Source organism: Paenibacillus sp. FSL H7-0442 (assembly GCF_038593105.1).
GTDB classification, from domain to species: domain Bacteria; phylum Bacillota; class Bacilli; order Paenibacillales; family Paenibacillaceae; genus Paenibacillus; species Paenibacillus polymyxa_D.
Genome location: NZ_CP151963.1, coordinates 3227361 through 3244947 on the forward strand (window position 1 = coordinate 3227361; position 17587 = coordinate 3244947).

At 47.2% G+C, this 17587-nt stretch carries 12 protein-coding genes; all 12 read right to left on the bottom strand.

Annotation, left to right across the window (positions count from 1 at the left end):
- Positions 1 to 127: 127 nt before the first annotated feature.
- The 12 genes from MHH57_RS14020 to leuC all read right to left on the bottom strand — a co-directional run bounded on the left by MHH57_RS14020 (position 128) and on the right by leuC (position 17472).
- Positions 128 to 589: a GNAT family N-acetyltransferase gene (locus MHH57_RS14020; RefSeq protein ID WP_013310623.1), complete on the bottom strand. Its 462-nt coding sequence runs from the start codon at positions 587 to 589 to the stop codon at positions 128 to 130.
- The gene (gene purT, locus MHH57_RS14025) at positions 582 to 1766 is read right to left on the bottom strand and encodes a formate-dependent phosphoribosylglycinamide formyltransferase (RefSeq protein ID WP_069010651.1); all 1185 of its coding nucleotides are present in this window, start codon (positions 1764 to 1766) and stop codon (positions 582 to 584) included. Before purT ends, MHH57_RS14020 begins: the two co-directional genes overlap by 8 nt.
- A 130-nt stretch (positions 1767 to 1896) precedes the next feature.
- A complete protein-coding gene (locus tag MHH57_RS14030) occupies positions 1897 to 3735 on the bottom strand; it encodes an ABC transporter ATP-binding protein (protein ID WP_069010653.1) in 1839 nt (612 codons plus the stop codon).
- A complete protein-coding gene (locus MHH57_RS14035) occupies positions 3732 to 5507 on the bottom strand; it encodes an ABC transporter ATP-binding protein (protein ID WP_029518158.1) in 1776 nt (591 codons plus the stop codon). The genes MHH57_RS14030 and MHH57_RS14035 overlap by 4 nt, the downstream gene beginning before the upstream one ends.
- A gap of 263 nt (positions 5508 to 5770) precedes the next feature.
- The gene (locus tag MHH57_RS14040; protein WP_342434230.1) at positions 5771 to 9421 is read right to left on the bottom strand and encodes a dynamin family protein; all 3651 of its coding nucleotides are present in this window, start codon (positions 9419 to 9421) and stop codon (positions 5771 to 5773) included.
- 481 nt (positions 9422 to 9902) lie between these two features.
- Positions 9903 to 10175: a hypothetical protein gene (locus tag MHH57_RS14045; RefSeq protein WP_013310628.1), complete on the bottom strand. Its 273-nt coding sequence runs from the start codon at positions 10173 to 10175 to the stop codon at positions 9903 to 9905.
- 58 nt (positions 10176 to 10233) lie between these two features.
- Complete coding sequence (gene nth / locus MHH57_RS14050; RefSeq protein ID WP_029514969.1) at positions 10234 to 10908, bottom strand: endonuclease III; 675 nt, start codon at positions 10906 to 10908, stop codon at positions 10234 to 10236.
- A gap of 213 nt (positions 10909 to 11121) precedes the next feature.
- A complete protein-coding gene (locus MHH57_RS14055) occupies positions 11122 to 11772 on the bottom strand; it encodes a GerMN domain-containing protein (RefSeq protein ID WP_029514971.1) in 651 nt (216 codons plus the stop codon).
- A gap of 45 nt (positions 11773 to 11817) precedes the next feature.
- A complete protein-coding gene (locus tag MHH57_RS14060) occupies positions 11818 to 13317 on the bottom strand; it encodes an N-acetylmuramoyl-L-alanine amidase family protein (protein WP_029514972.1) in 1500 nt (499 codons plus the stop codon).
- A gap of 296 nt (positions 13318 to 13613) precedes the next feature.
- Positions 13614 to 15191 carry an N-acetylmuramoyl-L-alanine amidase family protein gene (locus tag MHH57_RS14065; RefSeq protein WP_342434231.1) on the bottom strand — a complete coding sequence of 526 codons (1578 nt, stop codon included), beginning with the start codon at positions 15189 to 15191 and terminating at the stop codon, positions 13614 to 13616.
- Positions 15192 to 15423: 232 nt separating this feature from the next.
- On the bottom strand, positions 15424 to 16026 hold the full coding sequence (leuD, locus tag MHH57_RS14070) for a 3-isopropylmalate dehydratase small subunit (protein WP_165146838.1): 603 nt from the start codon (positions 16024 to 16026) through the stop codon (positions 15424 to 15426).
- Between the two features lie 21 nt (positions 16027 to 16047).
- Positions 16048 to 17472, bottom strand: a complete 1425-nt coding sequence (leuC, locus tag MHH57_RS14075; RefSeq protein WP_029514977.1) for a 3-isopropylmalate dehydratase large subunit — start codon at positions 17470 to 17472, stop codon at positions 16048 to 16050.
- Positions 17473 to 17587: the final 115 nt, after the last annotated feature.

Sequence of the window (17587 nt, forward strand, 5' to 3'; positions counted from 1 at the left end):
TCATGTTTTATAGCAGGATCAATGGTATAAAAGTTGGAAAAAAAATAGCCCCGCTCGGAATGAACCATGCGGAACTAAGTTAAAAGTAGTGAGGCTTTAAGTATTAGATTGTCTTGTTGTAGGCTGATTATCTAAGCTTTTTGCTGAAACGGTAGCCTTGCTTTTCAAAGCCGATTCGGTTGTAGAAAGCCCGGGCCTCTACTTGTTTGATGCGGTTATTCGCTCCAGTAATGAATAAATGATAGCATCCTTGCGCACGTCCCCACTCCTCACCACAAGCCACCAGGCGCTTGCCAATGCCCTCGCCGCGATACTCCCCGCTCACGACTAGCATGGTGATTTGTACGGCAGGATCAGGATAAGCCAAGCTTTGAGCCGTATGCATGCCGATAACTCCGACAACACGACCATCCATTTCTGCAACCATCATATTCGCTTGACTGTCCTCCCGCGTTGTTCCCATAACTTCTTTCATTACACCACAAGTCATCGGGTATCCGACTTCTCTTAGTAGTCCTGTTACGGCTTCGCAATCGCCAAGCTCTACGGAACGAATTGTCAGTACTGGAATCATCACATTGTTAGACATGATTTACCTCCACTTTCAGCATATTAGCAGCTTCTTTGGCCGTCTTCCGTGCTGTTTCCACATCTTCTGCAGCGCTAAGCGCTACAGCCATCCGGCGACCCGGCTTGGTTTCTGGCTTCCCGAACACTCGCACCTGTGTCCGGGGTAGCAATAATGCATCATGCAGACCGCTTATTACAAAATCCCGCGTAGCCACTTCTGCCTTCAAAGTAGCTGAGGCTCCTGGTGTAAGCAACGTAACAGATGGCACCGGGAATCCGAGGATGGCTCGCACGTGAAGTGCAAATTCCGACAAATCCTGCGTGATCATGGTCACCATTCCTGTATCATGCGGACGAGGGGATACTTCACTGAATATGACGCCATCAGCCGTTAAAAATAGCTCTACGCCAAACAATCCGTAACCACCCAGTTCATCCGTAATCGTACGGGCAATGTCTTCCGCCTCCGAAAGTTGCTTGTCCGTCATGCCATGAGGCTGCCAGGATTCGACATAATCCCCATCTTTCTGAATATGGCCAATCGGTGGGCAAAAAGTCGTACCCGAAACCGATCTGACGGTCAATAAGGTGATTTCGCTCTCAAACGGGACAAAAGCTTCAACAATGACACGTGTAGTTTTGGCACGCGCGCCTTCCAGCGCCGTATTCCAGCAGGATTCTGCATCTTCGATTGCCCGGCATACAGACTGCCCTTTACCCGACGAACTCATCAAGGGCTTGACCACGCATGGCGTGCCCAGCTCATGAACCGCCGACCGCAACTGCTCAAAGTTATCTGCAAAACGATAGGCAGCAGTCGGAAGCTGTAATTTCTCGGCAGCCAGCCTGCGGATACCTTCCCGGTCCATCGTAAGACGGGCGGCACGGGCCGTTGGTACTACGTGAAATCCTTCTTGCTCTAATTCTTCCAAAGCACCCGTAGCAATAGCTTCGATTTCAGGTACAATTATGTCGGGCTTTTCCTCACGAATTAGTGCCTTCAACGCCTCAGCATCCTGCATATCCAGACAGTGAGAGCGATGGGCTACCTGCATTGCTGGAGCCAGTTCATAGCGATCAACAGCAATACATTCCACGCCAAGCCGCTGAGCTTCAATAATGACTTCTTTTCCCAATTCGCCGCTACCCAGCAGCAGCATCTTCTTAGCCTTGGCAGAAAAAGGAGCACCCCACATCTTGAACTCTTCCCCCTCTGACGAAAATTGCTCTGATCTCTTTTCATCTTTATTTTCAGGGTTTAGCTCCAAGAATGCAATAGTGCTCGGCATTTAAATTTACAAAAAACGCGATTTTTTGATCTTTTTTTTACAAAAATCTGAACTGTGCTTCCACCAGCCCCCGATATATTCCATGTTTTTTCATCAATTGTTCATGATTACCACTTTCTTGGATTTCCCCATGATCCAGTACAACGATATGATCAGCATTTCGAATGGTAGACAAACGGTGAGCGACCATAAAAGAAGTTCTGCCTTCCAGTAAAACCTGAAGAGCCTCCTGAATTTTCAACTCCGTTTCTGTATCAATACTGGCTGTGGCCTCATCCAGAATAAGAATTCGCGGATTAGCCAGCAAGGCACGAGCAAAGGATAAGAGCTGTCGCTGGCCCATGGACAGCATTCCCCCCCGCTCCTCTACTTCTGTTTCATAGCCAGCTGGCAAGTGAACAATGAATTCATGAGCATTGACCGCCTTCGCAGCCGCTTCAATTTCCTCATCCGTTGCATCCAAACGGCCAAATCGGATATTATCGCGTATCGTCCCCGAAAAAATAAATGTATCCTGAAGCACGATGCTAATCTGGCTTCGCAAGCTCTCCACCGTGACATCACGCACATCTTGACCGTCAATCGTAAGCTTCCCTGACGTAATGTCATAAAAACGGCTGAGCAGATTAATAATTGTACTTTTACCTGAGCCGGTGTGACCCACAAGCGCTATAGATTGACCCGCTTCGACGGAAAGACTAATACCTTTAAGCGCCTGACGTCCCTTCTCATATTCAAAAATGACCTTTTCAAATTGGATGTCACCCCGAATGGGTGGCAAGGCTTTTGCTCCCGGTTTGTTTGCAATATTCGGCTGTTCATCCATAAACTCAAAAATTCGTTCTGACGAAGCCATCGCAACCAGTAACTGATTATACATTTGGCCCAGCCGATTAATCGGCTCCCAAAAGTTCCCAACATAGTTGGCAAACGCAACCAGCAGCCCCACTGTAAGCTGATCTGTCTGAATTAAATGCGCTCCAAACCAGAATAGCACAAGCGTACCAAATCCTCCGGTAATATCAATAAGTGGGCCAAAAACCTGATTCATGGCAGAAGCCTTATCCCACGATTTTTTGCTAGAGCTGTTCATGTCGTCGAAATAAGCCATGTTTTCCTGCTCCTGCGTATACGCTTGTGTCACACGAATCCCCTGAATAGACTCATTCAAATGAGAGTTGATACGCGAGTTCTTCATACGCACTTCTTGCCAAGCGCGACGGATGCGAACGCGCAGCTTGGTCGAGATCAAAAACATGATTGGAACGGTCACAATTACTGCCAAACCGAGCTTCCAGTTAATAAGCAGCAAAATGACAATAATTCCGATAAGCTGTACGCAGTCAATCAGGACATTCACTGCACCGTTCGTAAAAAGATCCTGTAGCGAGTTAATGTCATTCGTCACGCGCACTAATACAGAACCTGCCGGTCTCTTATCAAAAAAGTTAAAGGATAGCTTTTGAATATGCTTGAACAAATCTTCACGCAAATCGTAAATAACCCGTTGACCGATAATATTGGTGAATTTAATGCGGTACGTGCTGGCTGCCCATTGAATTAAATATAACAAGAGCACGGCACCCGTGATGAGCAGCAGTAACTTTACGCTGGGTAATGCAGGCCATGCGGGAGCAATTGCCTTATCAATGGCCAGACTGATCAAATAAGGAACCGTCAGTTTGGTAATGGTACCAAGAATCATCATGACCAGAAGGATCGGCAGAATCTGACGGGCATAGGGCTTCATGTATGCCAGCAAACGTTTGAATTCTGACCAGTTAAACGGTTTATCAATGACATCATCATCTTGATAGACAAAGCGCTCATTCGTCGGTTTTTTTAACGGTTTGGCTTTTTCTGCGGGTATATTCATGGTCTCACCTGCCCTTCGGATACACCGTCTGGAGCCTGAGCTATGTAATCGGCGTATTGAATATGATACACATCCTGATATGGACCTGGAGTAGCAATAAGCTGTTCATGTGTTCCACGCTGGACGATTCGTCCTTCCTCAAGCACCACAATTTCATTGGCATGGCGAAGCGAAGAGATTCGATGAGCGATTATAAATGTTGTTCGACCACGCATAACCTCTTGAAAACCGGTCTGTATTTCATGCTCTGTTTCCATATCAACCGCACTGGTAGCATCATCCAGTACCAGAATTTTCGGATTTTTGAGTAGTGCGCGCGCGATGGCGATCCGTTGTTTCTGCCCTCCGGATAGTCCCAATCCACGTTCTCCAACGACAGTGTCATATCCCAGCGGTAGTTCAGTTATGAATTCATGAGCCTGAGCCAGTTTGGAAACGCGTATGATGTCATCCATACTGACATGGCTTAAACCATATGAAATATTATTACGTATAGAGGACGAAAACAAAAACGTCTCCTGAAACACAGAAGAAATTTGAGCACGCAAATCGCGAATCTTCAAGTGACGTATATCCTTGCCATCCAACTTGATACTTCCTGCATTCACATTATAAGCACGCATGAGTAATTGAATAATGGTAGACTTCCCTGACCCCGTTCCTCCTAAAATTCCAATGACTGATCCCGGCGGTGCGTCTAAATTGATGTCAACAACAGCAGGAAGCTTATTTCCGTAAGCAAAGGTAACATGTTCAAACGTAACATGTCCTTCCACCTGATCGGCATCGAGTGTAAGTGCTCCGGCTTCATCGGTTACATCTATGGACTGATTTAGCAGTTCCAGGACCCTTTCACCGGATGCTTTGGACTGCGTATAGTTATTGATATGAAAGCCAATGCTCCAGATGGGGCCGATAATATACCAAATTAAGCTAAAGAAAGCGACGAGCTGCCCCAAGGTCATTGACTTCTGAATGACCAGATACCCGCCCATGCCCAACAGAAGGACCACACTGACAGAAGCAATTAGTTCCATAGCAGGGAAGAACCGACTCCATAAGGAAGCAGCTTGAATTTGATTACTTTTGTATTGCTCATTACGTACTGAAAATTTCTCAACTTCATATGATTCGCGGGCAAAAGATTTGACGGTTCGCACACCTGTTATGTTTTCTTGGACTGCTGTCGTCAAGGCGCTAAGGGCAATCCGCATTTCCTGAAAGGTGGGATGAATCCGGGATTCAAACTTGAATGTGACGAAGAGTAGCAATGGCATGCTGATCATCGTAATGAGGGTGAGCTGCCAGTTAATATACAGCATCATCATAGAGCCGAATACGACCATCAATAGCACATTGAGGAGTTGGGCAAAACCAAATCCGATAAAGTTACGAATTGCCTCCAAATCACCAGTCAGTCGAGACATAAGATCTCCCGTTTTGGCCGTGTCATAATATCTAAAAGACAGAAATTGCAGCTTTTCGTAACAAGCATTGCGGAGGCGGTATGCCAGGTAGTTACCTAGCCGTCCACCAAAAAAACCATGTAAAAATTGCATGAACCCTTTGATGATGACTACTCCCAGCACAGTCAGAGCCAGCGCCGGAACTTTCCCGAAGTCACCTGGGATGATAGCGTTATCAATAAGCCTTTGGAGCAGGTTCGGATACACCAGTCCCAGAGCCGTCGCTATCGCAAGGCATAAAATAGAAAGAAACAGATAGTGTCTCCTCTCGCGAAAAAAAACTTGCAGTTGCCTGAGCACTTCCATGTCAATGTCCCTCCATTAGTTGCACGACGTTGTTATATGGCTTAGTGAAGTTTACCATTCGCATTCCAAGGCGGCAAAGAGGATAACGAGCCGTATTCAGGCAGGTTATCAATTGGTGGGTGATTAGACAAATTAAATCGCTTTCTTATTATTGAATGTGGCTATTTACTCAGTATTGCTTACTTTTTGGAGTATGCATAAAACACCGGGTTGTCCCACAACCCGGTGTCCTGATCTTTAATCATTGGTGAACATATTTATCTTTACTCCAAAGCCGCAATCTTGCCAGCAAGTTCTTCCCAAACCTGTGGCTGCTCACCGCCTATAAGGGCATGCTCCATGCCACGAGTCGTCTCCAGCATTTGCTCTCGAAGCTGAGCTTTCTGCCACAATTGTTCCTCCTGCATCAGCGTAACGTAAAAAGAAGACATTCGTTCACGTTGCTGATCCACAGCTTCCCCGATTCGCTCGCGTAATATCGGCTCCAGTTTGGTTTGTAGATTCGCTCGACCAGTTCCTTCAAAAAATAGCTTTGGATTTTTAAAGCTATTCCAATAATCCTTCCAATGAATGGACTCCTGCAGGGAAATTTCCTTCAGCTCGGGAACAGCCCATTTTCTCGATTCAGGAATTGTGCAATCTAGTCCTGGCAACTGATGGTTCATGTGTTCTACGCACTGTTGTATAGCCTTGTGCACCAAAGTTTGTCCCGTTTTTTCCAGCCGGAGTGTGGTTGCCAGTAATTCCTGAGACAGCTCCAGTTCGATTAAACGCATCAGCTCACGACCACAAGATGCAAAAGCCGAACGAAGATCACCTACTCCTTCACGCAGAACAGATGGATGAAACGCCTCTGCCATAAATTCTCCAGTCCGATAGGACAGCCTTTGACGTACATGATACAGCAGTTCATCGGTCTCGCCCGATAACACAGATGCACCGTTGCTATCAGTCAGGCCTAGGAGCGTATGCTCCAATTCCCCACGGATGCGAGTTAATCGCTCTAATCGTATCTCCCGTTCTTCCACGCTATACCGGGCATCGGCTGCATGTTGCTCTATGCGTTTCCGCAGCCGGGCCAGTTCCTGCGTAGCAGAAGCGATGGACAAACCTGCCAGCTCTTCGGCTGCAAATGCCGAGAAATCATCTTCAAATGCATCAAAACGTGAAGCTGAACGCAGCGAAGCCTCTCCCTGTTCGGTAGCTTCCAACGCCAGCATACTGGAAAGCGGATAAATACGTGGTTTTCGGATTCCATTCGCCTGTAGTTGTTCCTGTACATGCCGGGTAACAGAATGCAGTTCTTCTTCAGAAGAAGCCAGATCTGATGCATTAACAATAAAAAACGTCTGATCCAGTGCCAAGGTCTCTTTGACTCGACCTAGTTGATTCAGGAACTGCCGGTCGCCTTGCGTAAACGCATGGTTATAATATGTGACAAATACAAGAGCATCCGCATGCTTCATATAGTTGAAGGTCACGCCTGTGTGCCGTGCATTCACAGAATCCGCTCCTGGCGTATCCACTAGCACGATGCCCTGACGGGTCAGAGCGCAATCATAATAAAGGTCAATATGCTCCACAAAGCATGATTTGTGCTCAGACGCGACAAAATCTCGATACTGCTCTAAATTCACCTGAAGCTGTTGTCCCAGCAAGCTTTCAGCTTCTTCCCATCCGGCTGCGGCAGCCTTTAAAAAACTATAATGAGGCCTGCCCGCAGGATGGATGCCTTCCGGAGATAAAGCATGAACGGCTTCTTGCCAGCCCGCTGCCTCTGGCTCTCCCAATCCTAATAACCGAAATGAGTATTTAAGATCTTCCCGCAACGCCTCCACTGATTTCATATGGACGTCAGCCGTGGCATGGCGCTCAGCACTTGCAGGCGCCATTATGCGGTTAATCGCCGCTGTCGTCGGATGCGGCGATACGGGCAACACAGCTTCACCCAACAAAGCGTTGGCAAAGCTGGATTTCCCAGCGCTGAACGCTCCGAACAGCGCCAGCGTAAACTGCCCGCCCTCCAGCGCAGCGGCGCGGGCATGTAAATCCCGTACCGCCGCTTGCATGGCAGGGTACGGACTTACGAGGGCAGCGGCAGCCTTCAATTGGGCCGCTGCTGCATCCAACCGCGTGCGGCGGCCTCCAGCGGCAGGCTGTGCTGCCGCCGTCCCTGCTAGCGGCTGTGCCGATGCGTTGCGCGGGCCAGCGATGCCTGGGCGCGCAACGCCCGTTGGCGCCGCAGCAGCGGCGGTATCGGACGCCGATGCAGGCGCGTCCGCACAGGGCAACCCGCTTGGCGCGGGAGCCTGCGGCAGCAAGCTGCGCAACAGGTTGGCGTACGAAGCCGAGGCCTGCACGCGAGTGCTGTAGCGGCTCGCCGCCTCCGCCTGCGCCAACAGCGCAGTGTGCTTCTCTGCTAGAGCCGCGCGGCGGGCTTTGGCTCGCACTGCTAGCTGGGCCAGCAGGCGGTCTAGCAGCGTCAGCGCCTTGCGGCGGCAATCGGCGGTCACAGCAGCGCGTAGGTCCTTGCAATAGTTTAACGTATACTCTGGCGACAACGCATTTTCCTTCACCGTCTGCTCTACCAGTTGCCGGTCTATCACAGGACGGATGCCATCCAGCTCCTGCTCCATCGCAGAGGTCCACAACCCCTGACCGTCACCCCAAGACCGCAGAAGCTCCCGTACATGAGGAAGCAATTGTCCCTCCACCTGATCAGTCAGCATTCCTGTCAGCCGTTCCAAACGGCTTTCCTTTTCTCGCTCAGTCTTTCCTCCTGCAAACCATAGTCCTGTTTTGAAGCCCGGCTTGCGGCTCTCTAAGTATTCGCCTGCGGCTTCACGTAGCTCCGCTGGCGTCAAATGTGCGTGTTCCAGTAGATGATCCAGCTCTTGACGCAGCCGTTTACGCTCCTGCTCCGGGAGCATCTTCCAGTGTTCGTCTTCTTGCTGCAAGGTTTTCTGCTCTATATCCAGCCGCAAAATGGCTTCTTCCCCACCCGCTTCTTTTAGCAGTGTGTTCAGTTCCTCTTCTTCAGCTGACTGCACAGTCTCTACATGTTGCTCTACCAAATGATGCATAGAGGACACTAAACTGTATGCCAAAAGCTCTGTTTTTCGCTCCAGCAATTTCGGAATCAGGTGCGTCAACTGTTTCCACTGGTTCCATGGATGATTCTGCTCCTTCAAGGAAGTAAAAAGGATGTCCGTATAATGAACTTGCCAGGCGTGAAAGCTAGTCTCCACCTCATTACGATAACGTGTAAATGAAAGCTCCCGCTCCCGGTGTTTATCGATTTGATTGATGATCAAATATAACGGCTTGCCCCAATCCGATAAACTTTTGGCAAAAGACAAATTATTTTCAGATTGGACATGGTTGTAATCCATTACATAAAAAACAATATCTGCCCAATGTAAAGCAGAATGTGTCGCCAGCGCATGTCCGTGGTCTGTGGAATCGACGCCGGGTGTATCCAGCAGCACTCCTCCGTTAGATAATATGGGAACATCCTCCCACACTTGAACCGATTCATAGGCTCCACCATTTTTACAATACTCAGCAAGCTCGGACAGGGAGGCTTCCATGCTTTCCGGCTCTGGATTTTCCGCTGTTTGGGCTGGATGAATGAGTGCTCTCGGACGTCCATAACGGATGGACACTACATTAGCGCTCGTAGGCACCGGTCCAGATGGCAGGACGGTTTTACCACACAGGCTGTTAATCAGGCTCGATTTACCCGCTGAAAAATGTCCACAAAAGGCAATGGTCAGCTCCTGCGCATATGCTTTTTCCAGCAGATCCCCTACCGCCTTCGCTCCCGCTTCATCCCCGGCTTTACGCAGTGTATTCTGTATCTGTTCTATCGTATCCAACCACTTTCCCGCATCCCCTGTAATCGTTTGCATCATAAGCTACGGTTCCACTCCTTATCACTTGTCTGCACCAAATAGCTATATTGTAGCATTCCTAAGCCATTGTGAGAATCATCACATCAAAAAAACTAAACAGCGCTCCCCGCCAGTACCTGGCTTTAGGGAACGCTGTTTTCGTACATGATAACAAAAAGTTCATTTTATTCTGTCCAAAACGGATCATTAGGAATAAGTATTTAGGCAACCGAATGCATTTATCAAAGCCCTCAAGGGACAACGACGAAGCAAGATATGTAAACAACGGGTGAGCCTGCTCATTACGTACATTCACCTTTTGGAACATGCGGAACGAGACACCATAATTCAGGGTACAAAATGTATGCACACTTCATTGGAAGAGGCTCTATCCACATCAGGATGGTCTGCAAGGTTCGTGTATATATGCGCCTTCGGGCTGGTTAAACCAGCCGAGCCGCCTATACCGGAACATGCAACGCATGTCGTCCGCTAATTGAACTTAATTGGCTGCAGTCTCAAGCACTGGCAGCAAAATTTCAAATACTTGACCATGCTGTAAAATCGTAATCCCACGGGATTTATCCTTCATTACGACCACTTCTGGCTTTTGTGACATACGCTCCAGATAATGCTCAGGTACATCACCGGAATGACTAACCGTGATTCCCTCAAGCTCGCGCTCTTCGTTTTCAGCAAATTCTGTTGTTACAATTTGCTCAAAAATATCAGAGAATGCTTCAAAATTGTCTGTATATACCGAAATGCACTTCATACTCTTCATCCTTTTCTACACATAAATGGTTAAACCCTCTTGTTACCTTTGTGGGTCTTTAAGCTCTACGTTCCTTATCTTTTCTGATAAGAGACGTTTTCATACGTTTCTTGCCTTCCCTGCATACATCAAGCAACGGACACACCTGACATTGAGGGTTTTGAGCTTTACAATGGTAGCGCCCGAAAAAAATGAGCCTGTGGTGGGTCAAAGACCATTCATCCCTAGGAACCCTCTTCATCAGCTTTTTTTCCACCTCAAGCACTGAATCATCCCACCCTGCAAAGCCGAGTCGTTTTGAAACGCGCTCTACATGCGTATCTACCGCAATAGCTGGTACATTAAAAGCAGTAGATACAACGACATTAGCCGTCTTGCGGCCAACACCGGGTAGCTTAACCAGTTGATCGTGCTCCGAAGGTATCTCTCCCCCGTACTGGTCTATTAAAATACGACAGAGGTTATGAATATGCTTGGCCTTGTTTCGGTACAAGCCGATTCTGCGAATATCCTGCTCCAGTTCCTCAAGAGGAACAGCTAGGTAATCCTCAGGTGACTTGTATTTTTGAAACAGGTCTGCCGTTACTTTATTGACCATCTGATCGGAGCATTGAGCAGACAATAACACGGCGATCGTTAATTCAAAAGCATTGTCATGGTTCAACTCACAATGGGCATCCGGAAACATCGTACCGATGGTGTCCAATATATGACGTGCGGTTGCTGCATTCACGGAAATCCTACCTCCTACCAAAAAAAACGTCTTGATACGGGATAGCCCGCATCAAGACGGTCACTCTAAATAATCATCCGGAAAGAAACGAATACTATTTGTGCATGACTGCCTGCATAGGCGAGAAATACACTCCTATATTATCATTATCTGTCACAGATTGCACGTGAAAAGTGTGCAAATTCCCAAGAAATTTTCATAGCGTCTGATCGGTTAGCGACTCATGGGATGATCCAAATCTACATGCCCCATTAAGGACTCTAGAGATTGACCATCTACGAGCAAATCCAGCGTTTTGACTTCCTTGAATTGGAACATCGTTTTCTTCAAGGCATCGATAGCCAATTCCTCGCCGCCAGCTCCCAATCGAGCCTCGTCCGGCAGGGAAATATCAAAAGTCAATGCACCGTTATCCAATTTGATCTTATGCACGGAAATTTTCTCGGACCACAACGGGATTAGAGCAGAATCCCCACTCTTTTGCAGAGCTTCAAACGCTTTTTGCAACTTTTCCAGCTCGCTTGGATAGGTAATTTCCTTTTTCTGTTCTTTCAAGCCATTCTCTTGAGTATCCGTATAGTACACCGTAATCTGTTGTGTTTGTCGATCTCCTGAATTTTCCGTGTCCGTCTTGGTCTTTGTAGGCTCTGTTGACGGAGATGCAGGTGTTTGACTCGCCCCATTATTTTCAGCAGACTGAGCCGATGGATCAGGGGTCGTCTGTTCGGGTGTGCTATTTTGTGCATTAGAAGTTTGTGTTTCCTGAGATGGAGTCGCAGGAGCCGTTGTTTGCTTAGAGGCACACCCTGCACCTGCAATGGCAAACAGTGCCAGCAGACCTGCAATTACGATTTTCTTGTTCATATGTCCCCCTCCTTGCTTGACGTTGACAAGCGATTTGTTGAAGATTTATTTTACGTCGAGATACTCTGTGATTCCATCTGCAATCCCTTGAGCTACCCGGTTTTGAAAATCTTCATCAAACAGTGTGGCTTCCTCTTTTGCATTACTCAGATATCCTACTTCAAGCAATACGGCTGGCATAGTCGTTTCCCGAATTACATGGAAATTGCCATAACGAATGCCGCGGTCTGTTAGGCCCGTCGCAGGTGCAAAGTACTTGTGCATAACGTTGGCGAACGCTTTGCTTGCACTACGCTGGTAATACGTCTCTGTACCGTTGGAAGCTGAGCTACCGCTGCTGTTAGCATGAATGGACACGAACACGTTAGCATTAAGGTTTTCAGCTACTTTTACGCGCTGTTTAAGCTCCAAGAATGTATCATCACTGCGTGTCAGCACAACCTCAAGTTTGGGGTTCTGCTTTAATATGCTTTCTACTTTCAGAGCCATCGCTAAGTTGAAGGTCTTTTCATAGTTTTTTCTCGAAACACCAACTGCTCCAGAATCTTTTGCTCCATGACCAGCATCAATAACAACGACCTTTTTACCATTGCTGTTCGTTGGTGATGTCTGTGTGTCATCCGGCTGTGAGCCATCTGGTAACGTTGCGTCTGGCATGGTATTCACTGAATCTTTGGAAGCCAGATCGACGATAACACGATTCGAGCCATCATTATATGCGGTATAATTCATGGCATGTTTCAAATCAATAACAACGCGCACCGTTGAAGGTTCCTTTTGGAATAAAGCATAACGGATACCGGACACATCCGCTTCATTCTCAATGTCCAGCGAACCATTTAAGCTGCTATCCAGCTTTTGCTGGTCTCCGAAATTGTCAGCAAACGCAGTCGCTGGCAAATCCACCACTACCCGATCAGGGCCTGTCATCGTAAACGCTTTCGGCTTGACGGCACTGGCTGTTGTGATAGTTAAACGGTTTTGGCTGAAACTGATTCCCTGCACCTGTGTAACACCTGAGTTTGCATTATTCGTTGGTGCAGTTACACTTCCAGTACCTGTACTGTTATTTCCGGACTTGGGAGGTGTAAATTCCCCGTTTCCAGACCCGCTACTGCGGGTATATAATTTTACGGACTTGGAGCTGCTGTCCCATTTTACGTCCAGTCCCATTTGCTCGCCGATAAAACGAAGCGGTACAAGGGCATAATTGGAACGCAGCAGAGGCGAAGCATCCAGACTAATGTCGCTTCCATTGACAGTCGCCGTCTTACTTCCGATTATCATTCGGATCAAGGTACTGTCCTTCTCAATCGTTATGGTTCGCGCCTGCTGCTTCCATGTCACGTCATATCCCAAATTTTCAGAAATTACGCGTAGCGGGACCATTGTACTTCCGCCAATTACTTGTGCCTTAGCACCACTAGGGACACTTAACTGTTGATCGTCGAGATAGATTTGTGTTCCACTCGAAGCCGCATGTCCATAACCCGGAACCGCCCACATGAAGACAAATAATAACAACAAAAAACCAAATTTCTTCATTCGTCACCCTTCCATTCATAATTTTTTTGCCACATGCTCCGGTGCGGCGACCTGATATACGCGCTTATGTAATATCAGACAACCTTTTAGACGTTATCTCACACCAAAAGTTGCGAATATATTCCATCATAACAGAAATATACGTGCCAAAGAACTACTTTTGTCGAATTTTGACTAAAAATATAGATCATTTGCTTTCCATCAAAAGTCACAGCCGAAAAAACTAAAAAAGCTACTTTTCACCCCCATGAATTTTCATTAAAAAGGTGGAAAGTAGCTTTTATTGTAAACCTCACTTAGTTAAGTGGTTCCGTTGCTGCTGTGCCTGCTGTTCCGAGATACTCCTTCAACCCATCGACAATACCTTCAGCGATCCTCTCTTGTGTTTCTTCTGTGAACATGGCTGCTTCATTAGATATATTACTAAGGTAGCCACACTCCAGCAATACTGCAGGCATTTGTGATTTTCTCGTCACCACATGGTTTGCCACTTTAATGCCGTTATCCTTGAACTCGGTTGCTGCTACAAGATGCTTGTGCATGATCGTGGCCAGGCTCAAACTTTCCTGACGTGCATAATAGGTTTCTGACCCATTAGCTTTTCCGTTATTAGAAGCTGGCATACTGTTACCATGAATGGAAACAAACACGCTAGCCTGCTGATTATTAGCGAGCTGTGGTCGTTCATCCAGCGTGGGATACGTATCTCCATTACGAGTCAATATGATTTGGATATCGGGATCATTTTGCAGAAGCTGCTCGACCTTTAACGCTACCGCCAATGCAAATTCCTTTTCATGTCGCCCAGTCACACTACCTGCCCCAGGGTCCTTGCCACCATGTCCGGGATCAATTACGACGATTCGCCGTCCTTCGACATTCGTTGGTGTTACCACTGCTGAATTCACACTACGCTCACGCAATTGAAGGGTGATATCACCTAGGCCATTGGTTGATAGATCGTAATCATGTGTCTGATTTAAAGCAATGACAATGCGTACGCCCCCATCTCGTCCATCTGCGGGAGCAAATCTAATTTCCTGCACATCCTCACTGTCACTATTCTTCAACGCCCGCGTGCCATCGGTGCGAATCGGGAACGGCTGAAGAAAATCAGTCGCCAGTGAAGCCCCGGGTAAATCTACAACAATACGATCATTCCCCGTCATTTTGGATACTTTAGGGGTAACATCTTTATTCAGAGAAATCCTTAACGTTTCACCCTCAAAAGTAATATTTTTTACAATCAACGCATTTGCTGCGGTCTGTTCTGTATTTTGCTGCTTGGTTGGTGAAGATGCAGCTTCAGTATGCTTATCTGCTTCAACTGGGTTTATTGTCGTCGCTGTTGCTGAAGACGTTTTATTGGTGCTTGTTGTACTCCGTGTTGACGTTTGCGACGATGGTTGGGATTGTGACTGTTTATTTGCTTGTTGAGTTGCAGCCTTTTGACTGAGATTTACGGATTTACTTTTATTATTCCAATCTACTTTTAGTCCCATTTGCTCCCCAACAAAACGTAATGGAACCATGGTTGAGCTGCCCCGAAGCACAGGAGGTGCATCCAGACTAACTGTTTTTCCATTCACATCAGCCGATGTACGGCCTACATACATAGACATATCGGTACTATTTTTTTGAATTGAGATTTTATAGGATTGTGGTTCCCACTTGAATTGATATCCAAGCTGCTCCCCAACCACCCTTAGCGGTACCATGATTTTTCCATTGACCATTTCAGGCTTGGCATCTGCAGGCGCTTCCACCCTTTTGCCATCTAAAAACAAATCTGCTCCAGCCGCGTTCACATGAGGGGAGGACGGCCACAACCAAATCAAGATAGCCGCTAGTATCACCCAACCATATTTCTTCATCCTCATTCCCCTAACTTATATATGTATTTTTTGGTGTTTCTCACAGACACAGTCCTTCAACCATTTTACATTTACAATACCATGCTGAGTCGAACCGTCAACCCCTTATTTTCCAATTTATTTTTTGAGCATGATAAAAGCCCGCAGGCAAAAGGATTGCCAGTACGGGCTTTCTGTCTAACAAATGAGCAAGCTATATGGCTTCGTATTGAACCTAAACTGGGAATTATGATTATGCGCCTTGTTTCGCAGCGCGTCTTTGTTCATACGCCAGAATTTCAGATTCATGCTGGAGTGTCAGTCCAATATCGTCCAAGCCTTGCAGCAGGAACTGACGGCGATGTTCATCCAGATCGAATTCAATTTTCAGACCATAGTCGTCTGTGATTGTTTTTTCATTCAGGTCTACGTTCAGTTGGTAGTTATCATGCTGCGCCGTACGCTGGAACAATTCCTCTACTTGCTCTTCAGACAGCTTGATCGGCAATATACCGTTTTTAAAACAGTTATTATAGAAGATATCTGCATAAGACGGAGCAATTACGCAACGAAACCCATAGTCCATAATCGCCCACGGTGCATGCTCACGTGAGGAGCCACAGCCAAAGTTAGCGCGAGAGATCAGCACAGACGCCCCTGCATAACGAGGCTTGTTCGGTTCAAATTCAGGATTGATATTGCCTTCTTCATCAAACCGCCACTCGTAGAACAGAAACTGTCCAAAGCCCGTACGCTCAATTCGTTTCAAAAACTGCTTAGGAATAATAGCGTCTGTGTCCACGTTCACCCGATCCACAGGTGCTACAATTCCTTTTAATGTTGTGAAAGCTTCCATCGTAATTCCTCCCCCTGTATCCTAGCGGACTACTTCTTCCTGCTTGAATTTCCAATCCCGTACATCAACAAAATGCCCATGAATCGCCGCAGCGGCTGCCATTGCTGGAGATACCAGATGAGTCCGTCCTCCGCGTCCCTGACGACCTTCAAAGTTACGATTAGAAGTCGAAGCACAACGCTGTCCCGGTTGCAGCACGTCTGGATTCATCGCAAGACACATACTGCATCCTGCTTCACGCCACTCAAATCCTGCTTCTTTAAAAATGATGTCCAGTCCTTCTTCTTCAGCCTGAATTTTCACACGTCCCGAACCTGGTACGACGATGGCCGTTACTTTGTCAGAAACCTTGTAGCCTTTGGCAACCTCAGCGGCTGCACGCAAATCTTCAATCCGCCCATTAGTGCACGAGCCGATAAACACATAATCAATCGCAATATCCGTGATCGGAGTACCTGGCTTCAAATCCATATATTCAAGCGCTTTCTCAGCCGCTTTACGTTCGTTTTCGGTTGGCAGTTCTGCCGGAATCGGTACGGTTGAGGAAATATCTGTACCCATACCCGGGCTCGTTCCCCAGGTTACTTGAGGAATCAAAGCATCTACGTCAAACTCCAGCACAACATCAAACTCAGCGCCTTCATCTGTGACAAGCTCTTTCCACTCAGCAACCGCTTGCTCGAAAGCGTCTCCTTGTGCTACATGTTGACGTCCACGCAAGTAGTTGAAGGTGGTTTCGTCCGGTGCAATCATTCCTGCCCTGGCTCCGCCTTCTATGGACATGTTACACACAGTCATGCGCTCTTCCATGCTCAATTCGCGAATAGATTCACCTGTATACTCAATAACATAGCCTGTAGCGAAATCTGTACCGTATTTGGCGATGACACCCAAAATCATGTCTTTTGCTGTCACACCAGGTTTGCGGGTACCTACAAAGCGAACTTCCATCGTTTTGGCTTTGGCTTGCTGGAGACATTGTGTTGCCATTACGTGCTCTACCTCACTGGTTCCGATACCAAAAGCGAGTGCTCCGAACGCCCCATGTGTGGAAGTATGGCTATCACCACAAACAATCGTTTTGCCCGGATGAGTCAGACCAAGTTCAGGCCCCATAACGTGAACGACACCCTGATCCACCGTATCCAAATCATACAGTGTGACACCGAAATCACGGCAATTTTGAGTTAATGTATCAATTTGCTGCTTGGAAATCGGGTCCGTAATATTGTAACGGTCCTTAGTCGGTACGTTATGATCCATCGTTGCAAACGTAAGCTCTGGACGACGTACCTGACGGCCGCTAAGACGTAATCCCTCAAACGCCTGTGGCGATGTTACCTCATGTACGAGGTGAAGATCGATGTACAAAATACTCGGCTTACCTGCTTCCTGATAGATGACATGGTTATCCCAAATTTTCTCGAACATAGTCTTTTTACTCATCATTATTCACCCCTGTGTTTTTCGAACCTAGTGGAGAGAAGCTGAGCGGCTCTCTCTTGAATGTCAACAATATACCACGGGATGTCTGATTGGTCTAAGATATGATATCTATAGA

Bases quoted from the DNA above. Each gene is read 5' to 3' on its own strand.
- MHH57_RS14030 (WP_069010653.1), bottom strand. From the start codon at position 3,735: ATGAATATACCCGCAGAAAAAGCCAAACCGTTAAAAAAACCGACGAAT.
- MHH57_RS14045 (WP_013310628.1), bottom strand. From the start codon at position 10,175: ATGAAGTGCATTTCGGTATATACAGACAATTTTGAAGCATTCTCTGAT.
- MHH57_RS14020 (WP_013310623.1), bottom strand. From the start codon at position 589: ATGTCTAACAATGTGATGATTCCAGTACTGACAATTCGTTCCGTAGAG.
- MHH57_RS14040 (WP_342434230.1), bottom strand. From the start codon at position 9,421: ATGATGCAAACGATTACAGGGGATGCGGGAAAGTGGTTGGATACGATA.
- MHH57_RS14035 (WP_029518158.1), bottom strand. From the start codon at position 5,507: ATGGAAGTGCTCAGGCAACTGCAAGTTTTTTTTCGCGAGAGGAGACAC.
- leuD (WP_165146838.1), bottom strand. From the start codon at position 16,026: ATGGAAGCTTTCACAACATTAAAAGGAATTGTAGCACCTGTGGATCGG.
- MHH57_RS14060 (WP_029514972.1), bottom strand. From the start codon at position 13,317: ATGAAGAAATTTGGTTTTTTGTTGTTATTATTTGTCTTCATGTGGGCG.
- purT (WP_069010651.1), bottom strand. From the start codon at position 1,766: ATGTGGGGTGCTCCTTTTTCTGCCAAGGCTAAGAAGATGCTGCTGCTG.
- leuC (WP_029514977.1), bottom strand. From the start codon at position 17,472: ATGAGTAAAAAGACTATGTTCGAGAAAATTTGGGATAACCATGTCATC.
- MHH57_RS14055 (WP_029514971.1), bottom strand. From the start codon at position 11,772: ATGAACAAGAAAATCGTAATTGCAGGTCTGCTGGCACTGTTTGCCATT.
- MHH57_RS14065 (WP_342434231.1), bottom strand. From the start codon at position 15,191: ATGAAGAAATATGGTTGGGTGATACTAGCGGCTATCTTGATTTGGTTG.